Annotated in this window: 10 protein-coding genes; 5 read left to right on the top strand and 5 right to left on the bottom strand. The window is 62.0% G+C overall.

All coding sequences use genetic code 11. The features are described 5' to 3' along the window. Positions 1 to 28 precede the first annotated feature (28 nt). Positions 29 to 679: a glycine zipper family protein gene (locus P0M12_RS19010; RefSeq protein ID WP_003943407.1), complete on the bottom strand. Its 651-nt coding sequence runs from the start codon at positions 677 to 679 to the stop codon at positions 29 to 31. Positions 680 to 1038: 359 nt separating this feature from the next. Between P0M12_RS19010 and P0M12_RS19005 the strand changes: the two genes are divergently transcribed. Further along, positions 1039 to 4188, top strand: a complete 3150-nt coding sequence (locus P0M12_RS19005; RefSeq protein WP_277376711.1) for a (Fe-S)-binding protein — start codon at positions 1039 to 1041, stop codon at positions 4186 to 4188. 173 nt (positions 4189 to 4361) lie between these two features. On the opposite strand, the gene P0M12_RS19000 is transcribed toward P0M12_RS19005, so the two are convergent. Both P0M12_RS19000 and P0M12_RS18995 read right to left on the bottom strand, forming a co-directional pair. Next, positions 4362 to 4817 (bottom strand): hypothetical protein, encoded by a 456-nt coding sequence (locus P0M12_RS19000; protein WP_007726677.1) that lies wholly within the window; start codon positions 4815 to 4817, stop codon positions 4362 to 4364. Between the two features lie 45 nt (positions 4818 to 4862). After that, positions 4863 to 6041 carry a DUF6745 domain-containing protein gene (locus P0M12_RS18995; RefSeq protein WP_007726675.1) on the bottom strand — a complete coding sequence of 393 codons (1179 nt, stop codon included), beginning with the start codon at positions 6039 to 6041 and terminating at the stop codon, positions 4863 to 4865. Positions 6042 to 6286: 245 nt separating this feature from the next. Between P0M12_RS18995 and P0M12_RS18990 the strand changes: the two genes are divergently transcribed. Further along, the gene (locus tag P0M12_RS18990; protein ID WP_007726672.1) at positions 6287 to 7219 is read left to right on the top strand and encodes a hypothetical protein; all 933 of its coding nucleotides are present in this window, start codon (positions 6287 to 6289) and stop codon (positions 7217 to 7219) included. On the opposite strand, the gene P0M12_RS18985 is transcribed toward P0M12_RS18990, so the two are convergent. Then, entirely contained in the window at positions 7209 to 9149 is a 1941-nt protein-coding gene (locus P0M12_RS18985) for a prolyl oligopeptidase family serine peptidase (protein ID WP_007726670.1), read from the bottom strand. The genes P0M12_RS18990 and P0M12_RS18985 overlap by 11 nt on opposite strands. A 76-nt stretch (positions 9150 to 9225) precedes the next feature. Between P0M12_RS18985 and P0M12_RS18980 the strand changes: the two genes are divergently transcribed. From P0M12_RS18980 to P0M12_RS18970, 3 genes are all read left to right on the top strand, one after another. After that, positions 9226 to 10479, top strand: a complete 1254-nt coding sequence (locus tag P0M12_RS18980) for a pyridoxal phosphate-dependent aminotransferase (protein WP_003943683.1) — start codon at positions 9226 to 9228, stop codon at positions 10477 to 10479. A 509-nt stretch (positions 10480 to 10988) separates the two neighbouring features. Then, positions 10989 to 12251, top strand: a complete 1263-nt coding sequence (locus P0M12_RS18975) for a YibE/F family protein (RefSeq protein ID WP_003943628.1) — start codon at positions 10989 to 10991, stop codon at positions 12249 to 12251. A gap of 384 nt (positions 12252 to 12635) precedes the next feature. Continuing rightward, complete coding sequence (locus tag P0M12_RS18970; RefSeq protein ID WP_230691577.1) at positions 12636 to 13943, top strand: lipopolysaccharide biosynthesis protein; 1308 nt, start codon at positions 12636 to 12638, stop codon at positions 13941 to 13943. Here the strand turns inward: P0M12_RS18970 and P0M12_RS18965 are convergent. Further along, a complete protein-coding gene (locus tag P0M12_RS18965) occupies positions 13925 to 14692 on the bottom strand; it encodes a glycoside hydrolase family 16 protein (protein WP_158170303.1) in 768 nt (255 codons plus the stop codon). The two genes, P0M12_RS18970 and P0M12_RS18965, sit on opposite strands and share 19 nt — an antisense overlap. Positions 14693 to 15443: the final 751 nt, after the last annotated feature.

The raw sequence follows: 15443 nt of genomic DNA, 5'->3' as shown, positions 1-15443 counted from the left end.
TGGCGCCCGTTTCGGCGTTCGTGACGTTCTACTGGAAGAGAGTTGTTCCAGCCGGAGCGTTCAGAACCTTGATCAGGTCCAAGCCCGCGACGACGGCGGTTCCGCCGCCGGCGAGGATGGTACCGGCGACTCCACCGATACCGGCCCCTGTGACCATGCCGGGCAGGCAGCCGACGACCAGGCCGGGCAGACCCACGATGCAACCGATGACCGCCCCGACGATCGTGCCGGTGAGGCTACCGATCTGCGTGGCAAGCCCGAGCTGTGACTGGAACTTCTCGATTGCCTTCTGATCCTCGTCAGGCGAAGCAACCGGGGTGAACTCGGCAGCGACCGGCTTCGGCTTGGAGCTGGCCGGGTCCAGGTTCGGCTTGAGGGTGAGGGTCTTGCCGTCCTCACTGACGGTCTCGTCGAACGGGAACTGAACGTCGCCGAGGTTGAACGCGAGCGGAAGGCTCACGAGAGTTGCGCCCTGGCTGTTCTGCAAGTCGACGTGAGTTCCGTCGCCCGAGACCCGGAATGCTCCGGCGTCGATGGTGGTGACAACGGCCTGGTCGACGACCTCGGCGGTGTACGAAACGTCGGGTGACGTCTCCGGAGCTGCGTAAGAAGTACCTGCAGCGATGCCCGTAGCGGCAATGGTCATCGCTGCGACGGCCGCAGCTTTTCGAATGAACATTTTTGATCCTCCCCGGGATCGGGCGGGCGTCAGTCGATGACTCACACCACCCGTTTCCCCTGTGCGTGACGGGCGTAACGATAACAGCCGGTCGGTTGTTCTCACCTGCTCGGAACCCGACTTAGGGCTGCCTGACAGATGGACACCTGACGGGCACCGCCTAACGTGACGACCAGACATGTCTGCGTCTGGCCCAGCCCGTCCGACGCAGAAGATCGATCTCTCCAGGCCACGAGCGGTTACCAGCCGGTACCTACAGGCTGGTAATGCTAGTTACTGGCGGGTAACATAACGCAGGTTAGTATCAGTGGGCTGTCCCGAGGTGGCCGACGCGTCGCCCTGAAACGAAAGGCCGCGACATGAATGCCCTGACGATTACGTTGGGCACGATTGGTGCTCTGCTGAGCTTGGTGTGTTGGTACATCTTCCTCTCAGGCGCGCTGAGGATGTTCAACACCGTGCGCATCGGCCAGTCGGCACCCGATCGATGGCGCCCGTTCTTCCCTCGCTTCAAGCAGATGATCATCGAGTTCATCGCGCACACGCGCATGAACAAGTTCCGCAGCGTCGGCTGGGCCCACTGGCTCGTCATGGTCGGCTTCCTCGGTGGGTTCCTGCTGTGGTTCGAGGCCTACGGCCAGACGTTCAACCCCGAGTTCCACTGGCCCATCTTCGGTAACACGTGGGCGTGGCACCTGTGGGACGAGATCCTCGGCCTGGGCACCGTCATCGGTATCACCACGCTGATCGTGATCCGTCAGCTCAACCACCCGCGTCTGCCCGCGCGCCTGTCCCGTTTCGGCGGCTCCAACTTCAAGGCTGCCTACGTCATCGAAGGCATCGTCCTGCTCGAGGGCCTGGGCATGATCATGGTCAAGGCAGGCAAGATCGCGACCTACGGTCACGCCAACCCGTGGACCGACTTCTTCACCATGCAGGTCGCGAAACTGCTTCCCGCCAGCCCCGTCATGATCTCGGTGTTCGCATTCGTGAAGCTGATGACCGGCATGATCTGGCTCGCGATCGTGGGCCGCAACATAACCTGGGGCGTCGCGTGGCACCGCTTCTCGGCGTTCTTCAACATCTACTTCAAGCGTGAAGACGACGGCACCGTCGCCCTCGGCGCGGCAAAGCCCATGATGTCCAAGGGCAAAGTCCTGACGATGGAGAACGTCGACCCCGACACCGACACTCTCGGCGCCGGAAACATCGAAGACTTCTCCTGGAAGGGCTGGCTCGACTTCACCACCTGCACCGAGTGCGGTCGTTGCCAGTCCCAGTGCCCCGCGTGGAACACCGGAAAGCCGCTCTCGCCCAAGCTGCTCATCATGTCGCTGCGTGACCACGGCTACGCCAAGGCCCCGTACCTGCTCGCTGGTGGACGCAAGGACATGGGCGGCGACGAGATCGGTCTCGTCGACAGCGAAGGCAATGTCAAGGAAGGCGCCCTCGCAGCCATCCCCGAGGCGGCACGCCTCGAGGCCGACCGCAAGCTCGTCGGTGAAACCGTCGAAGGCGAGATGGCCCCGGTCATCGACGCCGAAACCTTGTGGAGCTGCACCAACTGCGGCGCCTGCGTCGAACAGTGCCCCGTCGACATCGAACACGTCGACCACATCATCGACATGCGTCGCTACCAGGTCCTGATCGAATCGGAGTTCCCCTCCGAGCTCGCCGGCCTGTTCAAGAACCTCGAGAACAAGGGCAACCCCTGGGGTCAGAACTCCAAGGACCGTCTCAACTGGATCAACGAGATGGACTTCGAGATCCCTGTCTTCGGCAAGGACGCCGACAGCTTCGAGGACTACGAGTACCTCTTCTGGGTCGGCTGCGCCGGCGCCTACGAAGACCGTGCCAAGAAGACCACCAAGGCTGTCGCCGAACTCCTCGCCACCGCGGGAGTGAAGTTCATGGTCCTCGGCGCCGACGAAACCTGCACCGGCGACTCCGCACGTCGTGCCGGCAACGAGTTCTTGTTCCAGCAGCTCGCGATGCAGAACATCGAGATGCTCAATTCGGTCTTCGACGGTATCGAGCAGAAGAAGCGCAAGATCGTCGTCACCTGTGCGCACTGCTTCAACGCCCTCGGCAACGAGTACCCGGAGGTGGGCGGCGACTACGAGGTCGTGCACCACACTCAGCTGCTCAACCGTCTGGTGCGCCAGAAGAAGCTGATCCCGGTTGCGTCCGTGAGCGAAGACGTCACCTACCACGACCCGTGCTTCCTCGGACGCCACAACAAGGTTTACGACGCTCCCCGTGAACTCATGGAAGCCTCAGGCTCCAAGCTCGTCGAAATGCCGCGTCACGGCGAACGTTCCATGTGCTGTGGTGCCGGTGGTGCTCGCATGTGGATGGAAGAGAACATCGGCAAGCGCATCAACGTCGACCGCGTCGACGAAGCGCTCTCCACCAACCCCAAGAAGATCGCCACGGGTTGCCCGTTCTGCCGCGTCATGCTCACCGACGGCGTCACTGCCCGCCAGGAGCAAGGCCAGGGCGAAGGCGTCGAGGTCGTCGATGTCGCGCAGCTGATGCTGAACTCCGTCACTCGTCTCGATCCCGCCCAGCTCGGCGAGAACATCAAAGTGATCCCGCGCGAGAAGGCACCGGTCGCTGCTGAGGCAAAGGCTGAGACCGACGAGCAGGATCGGGTCGCCGAAGTCGAGGAAGCTGCCGCGACTCCCGAAGCCAAGGCTGCACCGGCAGGCAAGGGTCTGGCCATGAAGGGACTCGCCAAAGCACCAGGTGCGAAAGCTCCCGGCGCCAAGGCACCAGGCAAGGGGCTCGGAATGGCCGGCGGGGCAAAGGCTCCCGGCGCCAAGAAAGCGGCTCCCGCCGCAAGCGCGGAAGCTCCCGCTGACGAAGCTGCTGCACCGGCAGCACCTGTCGCAAAGCCCAAGGGTCTCGGCTTGGCAGGCGGGGCCAAGGCTCCCGGCGGCAAGGGACTGCAGATGAAGGGCGCCGCCAAGGCACCCGGAGCAAAGGCCGCTGCCGCGCCGGCAGCGGAAGCTCCGGCTGCTGAGGCTGCTGCACCCGTCGCCAAGCCGAAGGGTCTGGGCCTGGCGTCCGGCGCCAAGGCACCCGGCGGCAAGGGACTGCAGATGAAGGGTGGGGCCAAGGCTCCTGGTGCAAAGGCTGCTCCTGCTTCTGAAGCACCTGCTGCTGCTCCGGCAGAGGCTCTGGCAGAGGCTCCGGCTGCACCGGCAGAGGCTCCGGCCGCCGAGGCGGAAGCCCCGAAGGCTCCGCCTGCTGCCAAGGCCGGCGGACTCGGATTCAAGTCGGGCGCAAAGGCTCCCGGTGCCCGGAAGGCAGCTCCCGCTGCGGCCCCGGCGCCGGCTGCAGAGGCCCCGGCTCCCGAGGCCGAACCTGTGAAGGCAGAACCCGCCGAAGCACCTGAGGCGTCCGCACCCGCGGAAGCTCCGGCGCCTGCTGCCGCGCCGCCCGCCCCCAAGGCAGGCGGACTCGGATTCAAGGCCGGCGCGAAGGCTCCTGGCCGCAAGAAGTAAGCGCACCACACGCGAATGCCCTCACCGTCACGGTGAGGGCATTCGTGTTTGTGCGGGAGCCTTTGCCGACCGAGCACCCTTTCCCTCGACCCGACACACCGTCCAGCACACGGAAACCGGTGCTCGCCCTGTGCAAGTGGTGCTCACTCCCCCGCCAACTCGAGGCCGGCGTGTCAATCGGCGACAAGCATCACCGCACCGCGCGCACGCCCGACGCCCCTTTCCTGCTGCCGGCCGATGACGTATCGTCCCGGAGCGATGCCGGTCGCGCCGTGCTCCGGGTGGATGAGGTACGCGGTCACTCGGGCGTCGAGCATGCCGAGTGCAAGGCCCCGAGCATCTTTCACCGGCGTCGACCACGTGCACTCCCCTTCGTCTGCAACCAGACTGTGGGGGTTCCCTCCCGCCGCACTTCGCAGCAGTTCCACGCCGGAGAGCGGCACTCTCACAGAGCGTGTCCATGGCAGAGGCGCCACGATATTTGCGAGCAGCGAAAACGGGACCACGATGAGATCGCCTTGCGCCTGAAGTCCGTCGATCACAGGAATGGACACTTCCTGGTCCAGGTAGTCGAAGACATCCAGGCCGGTGAGGGTGGTGAGAGCGGACAAGGTCATGTTCGAGTTCATAAGTATCTCCCAGGGTTTGAGGATTGAGGGTAGAGGGTTCGGGATTCAGGTTCGACGAACGAGACGGGAATAGTCGGTACCGGTGATGCCGTAAGTCCATCCGGCGGCATCCAACGCGGAGGTAAACCATCCGGGTACGTGAAGGCCGTATCGACGCCGATGCCCGTCGCGTTCGAGAGAACCGTTGACCGCGAGGAGAATCCGTCCACTTCGACCCCAGCCCTCCGGCGACGCGTAGAGCTGCAGCAGGCAACCGGCGTTACCGGGATCGTCGGTTTGGTCGACCAGTGTCAGGCCCGCCAGCTCGATGTAGGAATCCCAGCCGATCCGCTCGATTGCACATCGACGGATCTCGACGTTGCGCTCGTGCGCGATGCGTTCGGCGGTGGGGTCGAGCACTACCCACTCTGGAACGATCGCTCCGTGTAGAACGAACGCCGTTGTACCGTCTACGAATTCGATTGCGGGGGAATCAGAATGATGCAAGCGCCGTGCTCCCTGCGCGCTGCCCGGAATCGGTTCGGCATGTAAGGCGGTGGGTCGTTCCGCCATGATGCACACGTCGTCGAACGCCCACCACCACCCGGTCGAGTCGGCCAGTGCGGTCTGCACGTCGAGGAGTTCACGGTCTTCCGAGCGGAAAGTCGCAAGACCGAATCGATGACATGTGTCGTAGTACGCGATTCGATGTGCGTCCTGCTGCCCGTACCAGGTCACTTCCCCGGCCACCGGAGTCGACATCGTTCGTATCGCAGCTGCGACGCCGTCGAACAGCGTGGTGTGCAACGATTCCCAAATGGACGCCCTGATCAGGCGCTCCCCCTGCCGGCGTTCCATCTGCCAGCCAGTTCTCCGACATTCGATTCGCGCGTCCATGCGTCGGCGCGAAGCCGCAAACATGCTCGCGATATACCCGGAAGCGCAGTCGAGGCCGGTGCCGTCCAATGACATCTTGGTCGACAGTCCTTCGGTGACGATCAGGTCCGAACCAGCAGACGGCGACGGGACCCAGACGAACTCCGGTTTCGGGAGCCCGGAGCGTCGATACAGTTGCGCGACAGAGGCTTCTGCGGTGTTTCGATCAGCAGGACGAGTACACAATCCGCGCTCGAGCCACACGTCGCGGATCTTTTCCAGGGCCAGACTGTCTTCATCGAAGAGATTGAAGTTCTCGGGCAATGTCGCTCGATGTGATGCCGACGAGCGAATCGGTGCGGCGCTCACGCGACGGTGGCGGTGTCCGCCTTTCCTGTAGTCATAGCTGAACAGCCTGGCACGCGAACGATCCGGACGCAAGGGTTTCCTAGAGCGCGACACCGGGAACCTGCCACCGTTTCCCCATACCGAACACCCTCTCCAGCGACGCGAAACCGGTTCGAACTGTGGACAAGTGGTGTTCACTCACGGCTATCCACACCCCCGGGGTCACGGCTTCCTTTCCATCGCCGGGCGCAGCAAGATCGATCGACATGGGGGAACAGACACATATCATCCGCAGGCCGGACCAACTGTCGATCGGTCGCACCGATGCCGAGATCCGACAGGCCTGCGCTAGTGGAACCTGGGCCAGAATCCATCGTGGTGCGTACGTGGACAGCGGCCACCTGTCCCGCCTCGACGCATACGGACGACATCGATTGCGGGCAGAGGCCGTGGCCTGCGCCGCTTCACCCTGTGCCACTGTCAGCCACGTCTCGGCTGCGGTTCTGCACGGTTTCGAACTCTGGAACACTCCGCTCGAGGTCGTTCACCTGTCCCGGAACCGGCGAGGTGGTGGCCGAAAGTCCGCTCGACGTCACGTGCACTCGACATGGCTGGCGGACAACGAGATCACCGAAGTCGATGGGCTGCGCGTCACGACTCCGGCACGAACTGTTGCGGATCTCGCGAGGACACTCACTTTCGAACAGGCTCTCGTCGTGGGCAATTCAGCGTTGCACCGTTCAAGGTTGACCAAGGACGCGGTTGCAGCCTCGCTGGCACTCAGCCCGAACCATCCGCGCCATCGACATGCGCTCCACGCGCTCACCGCGATGGACTCCCGCATCGAAAGCGTCGGTGAATCACGGAGCCTCGCATTGTTCCTGCACGAACACCTGCCACTCCCCGAACCCCAGGTCGACATCCACGACGCCCGAGGGTTCGCCGGCCGCGTCGACTTCCTGTGGCGTGAGCAGCGCACCATCGGAGAGTTCGACGGCCGCGTCAAGTACGGCCGACTGGTGCCCGCCGGTCGCAGCCCCGAGGACGCGCTCTGGAACGAGAAGCTCCGCGAAGACCGACTCCGTGACGCAGGGTGGGAGGTCGCGAGGTGGACGTGGGCCGACCTGTCGACCCCGTCACTGGTGGCAAGTCGGATCCTGGCGGCCTTCGCGCGCAGCCACGGGGCCGTCAGCTACTGATCACAGGCTTCCACAGCTCGATCGTCGGAATGCCGGGTGGAGTGAATCCGAGCACCTGCCCGTAGAAGGACAGCTCGGCGTTGCGCGAGCTGATGATGGTCGACTGCTTGCGGAATCCGTGAGATTCACCCTCGTAGGCCAGGTACGCGTGCGGAATGCCCTTGGCCACCAGAGCATCCCGGAATCGCTCCGCCTGCGAGGGTGGCACGATCGGATCGTCGAGACCCTGGAGAAGCAACACCGGGCAGTTCAACCCGTCGACGTTGTTGAGTGGAGCACGTTCCGCGTACAGGTCGGCAGATTCCGGCAGCGGGCCGATCAAACCGTCGACGTAACGCGATTCGAAATCGTGAGTTTCCTGCACGAACAGGTCCAGTTCGGCCACGCCGAAATAGGAAGCACCACAAGCGAACACGTCGGACGTCGTCAGTGCGGCCAGAACGGTCCAACCACCGGCGGATCCGCCTTCGATGGCAAGGCGGGCCGGATCGGCAAGCCCCTGCTCGGCCAACCCGTTGACGGCGGTGACGACGTCCTGCACGTCGACGACACCCCACTGACCACGCAATCGATTACGGTACTCACGTCCGTAACCGGTCGACCCGCCGTAGTTCACGTCGACGACGCCGATTCCGCGGCTGGTGAAGAAGGCGTAGACGAGGTTGAGGGCCGGTGCGACGTGCGCCGTCGGCCCACCGTGAACAAACGCGACATACGGCGGTCGTTCATCGTCGAGCCCTTTGTATCGCGGACTGCGCGGCGGATACGCAACGGCGTGAACTTCTCGCCCGTGTCCGTGAGCCACGACGGCTCGCGCTTCCGGAAGGTAGGCAGACTCGGGCAATTCTTCGACCGACGAACGGATTTCGGTGAGTTCGCCGGTACCGAGGTCCAGTTCACGTAGCGCGCCCGCCAGTTTCGCGCCTCCCGAGATGAGCAGTAACCGATCGCCGCGAACTTGCATGAGGCCGATGCTGGTGACACCCGGGGTCGCGATGTCGCGCAGTTCCCCCGACGCCGGGTCGAGTACCGCCAGCGTGTCGGTTCCGACGGTGCGTGCGGTGAGAAGGTGCCCGTTGCCGAGTTCGACGAACCAGCGCCCACCGAAGCGCCACTGCGGGCCACCGAAATCCGCGTTCACCGGGCAAATCGGGCTGATCTTGCCGCCGACGCGATAGATGTTCCACCAGCCGCTGCGATCGCTGATTGCGTAGAGTTCGTCGTCGGTGATCCACTCCGGCTGCAGGACGGACTCTTCAAGTCCGCCGATCAGCACGGAATACGCCTGAGCGACGCCGTCGACGAGTGGAGCTACCCGCAGTTCGGTACCGTCCCAGGGCATTTGCGGATGGTTCCATGCGATCCAGGCGATCTTGGTTCCACTCGGCGAAAGCCTCGGTGACGAGAGGAAGTCCGAGCCGCCGACGATCGAGCGGATGTTGCCGGAACCGTCCAGCGGAATCGCGCAGATATCGCGAGTGATCGCCCCGTCCTCCGCGTGCGCTTCCCGAACCGCCCACACCTCGCCGTTCACGATCTGCAGGTCTGCGTATCGCCACGCGGCCGGCGACGCCGGTTCGGGCGTCAGAGCCCGTGGAGTGACTCCTTCGAGGATGTACACCCGTTGATCGGAGAATTCACTGAAGACCAGTTTTCCGGACTCGGTGACCGTCCAGGCGCCACCGCCGTACTCGTGAACCCTGGTTCGCGCGTTCCACGGCGCGGGGAGGATGTCGACGGGTTGGTTGTCGAGACCAGATCGACGGATCGAGGTCCGACCACCCTCGGTCGGACGAAGTTCAGCCCACCAGATCTCGTCACCGACGTATCGTCCACCCTCGACAGGGTGCCCACCTGCAGCCAGATCAGCTGCTCCGATCGGAGAAGTCCACGATCCGTACGGGGCTGCAATCTGCTCGCTGGGGGTCATCGCTCGACAATAGCCAACGGGGCGTGCGACACGGTCCCCGACAATGCACTTGCACAGTGGTGGAATCATGTAACTCGTGAGCACACCAGAACCCGTCCGCCACCGTCAGCCGCAGCGCGAGCTGGAGCAGTCGTCGAAGCTCCAGAACGTCCTGTACGAAATCCGTGGACCGGTGCACGCGCATGCCGCCCGGTTGGAGGCGGAAGGACACCGGATCCTCAAGCTCAACATCGGCAACCCGGCACCGTTCGGATTCGACGCCCCCGATGTGATCATGCGGGACATGATCGCCGCCCTGCCCTATGCACAGGGCTATTCGGAGTCGAAGGGCATTCTGTCGGCGCGGCGCGCAATCGTGACGCGTTACGAGCTGGTTCCCGGCTTCCCCGAGCTCGACGTCGACGACATCTACCTCGGCAACGGTGTTTCCGAACTGATCACGATGACCATGCAGGCCCTCCTCAACAACGGCGACGAGGTTCTGATCCCAGCACCGGACTACCCCCTGTGGACTGCGATGACGAGCTTGTCCGGAGGCACGCCCGTCCACTATCTCTGCGACGAGGCCAACGACTGGAATCCCGATATCGCCGATATCGAATCCAAGATCACCGACAAGACCAAGGCTCTCCTCGTCATCAACCCGAACAACCCCACGGGTGCGGTGTACTCGATGGAGGTTCTGCAGCAGTTGGTCGATCTGGCACGCAAGCATCAGCTTCTGCTGCTCGCCGACGAGATCTACGACAAGATCCTCTACGACGACGCCAAGCACATCTCGCTGGCAACACTTGCCCCTGATCTGCTGTGCCTGACGTTCAACGGCCTCTCGAAGGCCTACCGCGTCGCCGGCTACCGCTCCGGCTGGGTGGCGATCACGGGCCCGAAGGATCACGCGGCCGGCTTCCTCGAGGGACTCGATCTCTTGGCGTCGACCCGTCTGTGCCCCAACGTCCCCGGACAGCACGCCATTCAGGTCGCCCTCGGCGGTCACCAGAGCATCGAAGACCTGATCCTGCCCGGCGGCCGCCTGCTCGAGCAGCGCGACGTCGCTTGGGAGCGATTGAACATGATTCCGGGCGTTTCGTGTGTGAAGCCTCGCGGCGCGCTCTACGCGTTCCCTCGTCTGGATCCGAACGTCTACGAGATCCACGACGACGAGAAGTTGGTTCAGGACCTGCTTCTCCAGGAGAAGATCCTGATGGTTCAAGGCACCGGGTTCAATTGGCCGAATCACGATCACCTTCGGATCGTCACCCTTCCGTGGGCCCGAGATCTCGCCGTGGCCATTGAGCGATTCGGCAACTTCCTCACCAGTTACAAACAGTAGATTCTCACGCTGAATCCGGCTGAAATCGAGTAAACAATTCGTTGTACAAATGCCCCGTAAACGTAAAACTGCGGGGCATTTGTGCGACCTTGGTCACATTTTTCGCAAACCATGCGGTTTGATTGACTCTTTAACTATTTAGTGACCTGCCCCGATGTGAAAACGGTCCAACCGGTACGTGATTCGTTGTGAAATTGGTAGTTGGACAACGCGCCAAATCGGTTTGAAATTGGGTACATTAGTTAGCAGCACTTCGGTGCCGCGAGCACCTGGTATCCCTCCCCCCCCTGTGGATACCAGGTTGGTGGCGGGGACAACCCCCCCTGTTCCCCGCCACCCAGCTCGACCAATCCCAGTTTCACAACCCCTCATCGGTAGCACCGGTTTTCGCCGACTCTGCCTTGCGGCGACACTGCCTTTCACCGACACTGCCGTCAGAAGCTGACCATTCGCTTCGGAGCCGATAACATTGCACCGGTGCAAATCCCCAGTCCGACACTCAGTTTCCGATGAGTCACGGCCATGGCCACGGTGGCCCCATTCAGATCGGCCCCACCGCATCACGCGTCGTCATCGGGTTGCTCGTCGTCATCGGCATGGTCGTCGTCGCGGCAGCTGTCGCACTGTGGCCGGACAAGAACACCATTCCCGTCCCACTCCCCTTCCAGAATGCCGACGGCAGCTCGGTGGAAACCGAGGCGGGCACCGTCACGATGCAGGATCTCGGCGACTGCGGAAGTTCCTCCGCCGGAAGGGTATTCGTCGGTGCCCCGCAACCGCCGCCTACCTCCGCCTACCAGTGCCAGCGAAGTATCGTCGATATCGAATCCGGGCCGAATGCCGGAACGAAGACATTGCTCGAGGTCATTCCGGGCGCCGGTCAGCCGGACCTTCGCGTGGGTGACCACATTCGGCTGGTGCGTCAGACCGACCCGAACGGAAACACGCAGTACTCCTTCGAAGACTATTCGCGTGGGCTCCCGCTGGCGTTGATCGTCATCGCGTTCGCCGTCGTCATCATCGCAGTCGCACGGTGGAGAGGGCTGCGCGCACTCGTCGGCCTGGTGATCGCCTTCGGCGTAGTCGTCGGGTTTCTCCTACCCGCTCTGCTCGACGGCAAGCCTGCGATACCGGTTGCGCTGGTCGCCGGGGCGGTGATCTTGTACGCGGTTCTCTATCTGGCGCACGGGGTCTCACTCAAGACCAGTTCTGCTTTGCTCGGCACCCTTGCCGCCATGGTGCTCGCCGCGGTTCTCTCCTACCTCTGCATTGAACTGACACACCTCACCGGTTTGTCTGAAGAGCAGAACACCAATGTTCAGACCTATATCGAGCACATAGACATTACCGGCCTGCTGCTGGCGGGCTTCATCATCGGCTCGCTCGGCGTTCTCAACGACGTCACCATCACCCAGGCATCCTCGGCATTCGAGTTGGCCGAACTCGACAAGCATGCGTCCCGTCGAAAAGTCTTCGGCGGTGCGATGCGGGTCGGACGTGATCACATCGCCAGCACGGTCTACACCTTGGTTCTCGCGTACGCGGGTGGGGCGCTGCCACTGCTACTGCTCTTCAGCGTCAGCGGGCGCCCTCTTCAGGACGTCCTGGTCGGTGACGCCGTCGCAATCGAGATCGTAAGGTCCGCTGTCGGCGGAATAGCCCTGGCGCTTTCGGTTCCACTCACCACTGCCATCGCCGTGATTCTCGCCCGTCCGCCCGGTAGCGCGGTCAAGGCCGGCCCCACGTCAGGTGGCCGACACTCCAAGCGTTGACACCAGCTGTTCAGCGAAGCAGACGGGAAAGTATGCTCCCACGACGCTTGAACCTGACGCAGTCACAGAGGGCGCAGTCGGTTCCCGCACGATGATGGCTGTGTGCCACCTCTGCATGACCGCATGCACATACTTCGCCCTCGCCATTAGCCACGGCGCCATCGTACTGGACTGCACAAACCCGACCAGTCGGTCGCATCAGGCAAATCGCTCGCACATGGAATTTCACAATTTATTCGCGCTATCACCCGCCTTGAAGTGCAACGATTCTCAATAGAGCAATTTTGACCGACCCGTCGACATGCACAAGTTAACTACTGGCAAGTAGCATCGGAAGATCGACTTCCGAAAGTGGACATGACGCACTCATCACCGGTCACAACCGTGGCATCACCAGAAACGCCAGCTACAGACAAGCGCAAGTTCGAGTACGACTCGATCGCCGTGCTGATCTCGGGCGCCGTCACGGCAGTACTCGGGCTGGTGTTCTGGGCAGTCACAGCTCGGATGTATCCGGTCGACGTTGTCGGCCGGGCATCTGCGGTGATCAATTCGGCGGTGGTACTGTCCACTCTGTCTACGTTGAGCCTCGGATCGATGTACGAGCGATTCCTACCTTTGGCAGGAAGCCGTGCCGGCGCACTGGTGGCGCGCGGATATCTCCTCGTAGCGCTCCTCGCGACAATCCTCGCCACCGCACTGTTGATGTTCGGTCCACGTGAAAAACTGTTCTCCTCGGGGTGGGCCATGCTCTCGTATGTAGGGCTCGTCGTTACCCTCGCGCTGTTCGCCCTCGAAGACCAGACCACCAACGGTCTTCGAGTTGCGAGGTGGTCAGCCGCGAAGAACATCGTTCATGCCATCGCCAAACTAGCTCTTGTCGCGTCACTGGCATTCACAGCGCATGAACTTGCTGTCGTCGGAGCCTGGGGTGGGTCGGCGGCGATCGCGGCCCTGGTCCTCGGTGTTGCGATACGTCGGAAACTGCGCACGCGAGGTGAGTCCGCGGCCCAACCGGCACTTCCCCCTGCACGTGAACTGTGGTCGTACTTCGGCCACTCGTACGGCCTCATGACGCTCGGTTCCCTTGCCCCGCTTGCAGTGCCGCTCGTTGTCATTTCACTTCTCGGCGCGGAGGAGAATGCATACTTCGCGATAACCTGGGCATTGGTGAGCGCCCTGTTCGTACTCTTCTACATGCTCATGGGCCCATTCGTCTCAGAGGCGAGCGCCTTTCCGACGCAGATACAGTCACTGACCCGTCGATTCATCGCACTACTGTCCGGACTCGCCGTTCTCGGTGCAATCTTTCTCGCACTCGTGGCACCGGTTGCGCTGGGATCCGTCGGCGATCACTATCGGACAGAAGGCACGACCCTACTTCGCTTGTCTGCGATCATCATTCCGATATCCGCACTCGTCGTTCTACACAACGCACTCGCCAGGGTGTACCAAAGAATGGGCTCGGCTGTTGTTGCGCAAGTACTCAACACCATCGTGGTCATCGCCGGATCAATTGTCCTGACACCTCACGTCGGCATAGCCGGTGTCGGCTGGTCCTACCTCGCGGCCGAAATTCTCTCCGCAGCAATTGTTTCGGTTCCACTGGTCGGAATGTTGCGACGCGCCGCACGTACTCCGACTCAAATCGAATCCAACGAATCGACGGTCGATCACCAGCCGGGGGCATAGACGCTCACCCAATCGATTTCGACGTTCGAGACCGCAGGCGTACCCGCAGATGGACAGGACCCCACTCCCCACGCCACTTTCCGCGCGCAGGCCCCGGACTCGGTTTGCAGTCCGAGCCACATCGGCGTCGCCGGAACCTTGGTTGCAGATTCGAACGTAGTCCACACGCGACCGTTGAGAGTGCCGCGAACAATTCCTGGCCCCCACTCCACTCCCACCGTATTCCAGTTGCTGAAGTCGCCTGTGATGTCTGCTTGCCCCTGACCGAATCCATCTGTCGGTGTATTCCAGTGTACGAACGCCGACATCGACTTCCGGTTTCCGTCAACAGTTTCCGCAATGTCGATCTCGGGGGGCCATATTTCATTCTTCGGCCACAACAGAAGATGGAAGCTGATCTCGTCGGACTTGTCTGCTCTAAATCTCATTTCCCATTTGCCATACTGCTGCGCGCGGGTGAAGTTGGAAACCCCACCCGTGAGCCATCGACCATCTACTTGTTGCGCACGAAGCTGCAACTTGCCACCGTCGAGGCGAACCATCGACGGATCCCACCAGCTCGCCGAATTGCCACCTGGTGCACCATAGTAAGGACCCCAGTCCCCGCCCAGCGAACACCGGTCGAAGTTGTCGATGAAGATCTGGCGCCACTTCGGCCAGGTCGAAATATTCCCGACCGGAGCAGGTTTGGTACCGGAGCTCGCTACCGAAGAACACAGCGGAGCTGCGCTCACAGTTGCCTGCGGCACTATTCCCACTAGAACAGACAGAAGAAGAAGATTGAGCCAACCGAAGAACCGCTTCGAAACACGCTGCCGTGGATTTACCATCATGCCACCGTCTAGTCGCAGTGAATGTTCATCTGCTACCAGAGCATAACGCACCAATTGGGACTAAAGGTATAAATTTTCAGCGACAATTAATCCACAGCTACTACCGACGTGGAGTCAGTTCGATCAGTTCGAGATCAGTACTTCGCGCAGACTCGACAGCTGCCAGAGCCGCGAAATCGGGCGAGTAGACGCTGACCCAATCGATATCGATGTCAGCGATTGCCGGCGACCCCGAAACCGGGCAATCCCCCGTTCCCCACTCCCTCTGCTTGTCACATGCCCCGGCTTGCGCCTGAATCCCCAACCACATGGAAGTCGATGGAACAAAAGATGATTCGAATTCAGCCCACTCACTATCGTCGACAAGGTATCGAACAATTCCCGGGCCCCACTCCACACCGACGGTATGCCATTCGTCGAATCGACCAGTTGTGTCCGCTTGTGCGAAGTGATGCTCACCTTCGTCGGACCAATGAATGAAAGATGACATCGACTCACGTCGACCCGACACACTTTCCGCGATGTCGATCTCTGGCGGCCATACCTCGTCTCGCGGCCACAGCAACACATGATAGCTGATCTCGTCCGATACCCCCGCCCGCAGACGAACCATCCATTTCCCATAAGTTTGCGACACTGCACTGTTAGAAACACCGCCAGTGACCCA

It is taken from the genome of Rhodococcus sp. RCBS9 (assembly GCF_029457415.1).
Taxonomy (GTDB): domain Bacteria; phylum Actinomycetota; class Actinomycetes; order Mycobacteriales; family Mycobacteriaceae; genus Rhodococcus_F; species Rhodococcus_F qingshengii.
Note: the sequence above shows the minus strand (reverse complement) of the source record. Positions and strands in the feature narration are given on the sequence as shown.

Coding starts and splice junctions, on each gene's coding strand:
- P0M12_RS19010 (WP_003943407.1), bottom strand. CDS start 679: ATGTTCATTCGAAAAGCTGCGGCCGTCGCAGCGATGACCATTGCCGCT.
- P0M12_RS19005 (WP_277376711.1), top strand. CDS start 1,039: ATGAATGCCCTGACGATTACGTTGGGCACGATTGGTGCTCTGCTGAGC.
- P0M12_RS19000 (WP_007726677.1), bottom strand. CDS start 4,817: ATGAACTCGAACATGACCTTGTCCGCTCTCACCACCCTCACCGGCCTG.
- P0M12_RS18990 (WP_007726672.1), top strand. CDS start 6,287: ATGGGGGAACAGACACATATCATCCGCAGGCCGGACCAACTGTCGATC.
- P0M12_RS18985 (WP_007726670.1), bottom strand. CDS start 9,149: ATGACCCCCAGCGAGCAGATTGCAGCCCCGTACGGATCGTGGACTTCT.
- P0M12_RS18975 (WP_003943628.1), top strand. CDS start 10,989: ATGAGTCACGGCCATGGCCACGGTGGCCCCATTCAGATCGGCCCCACC.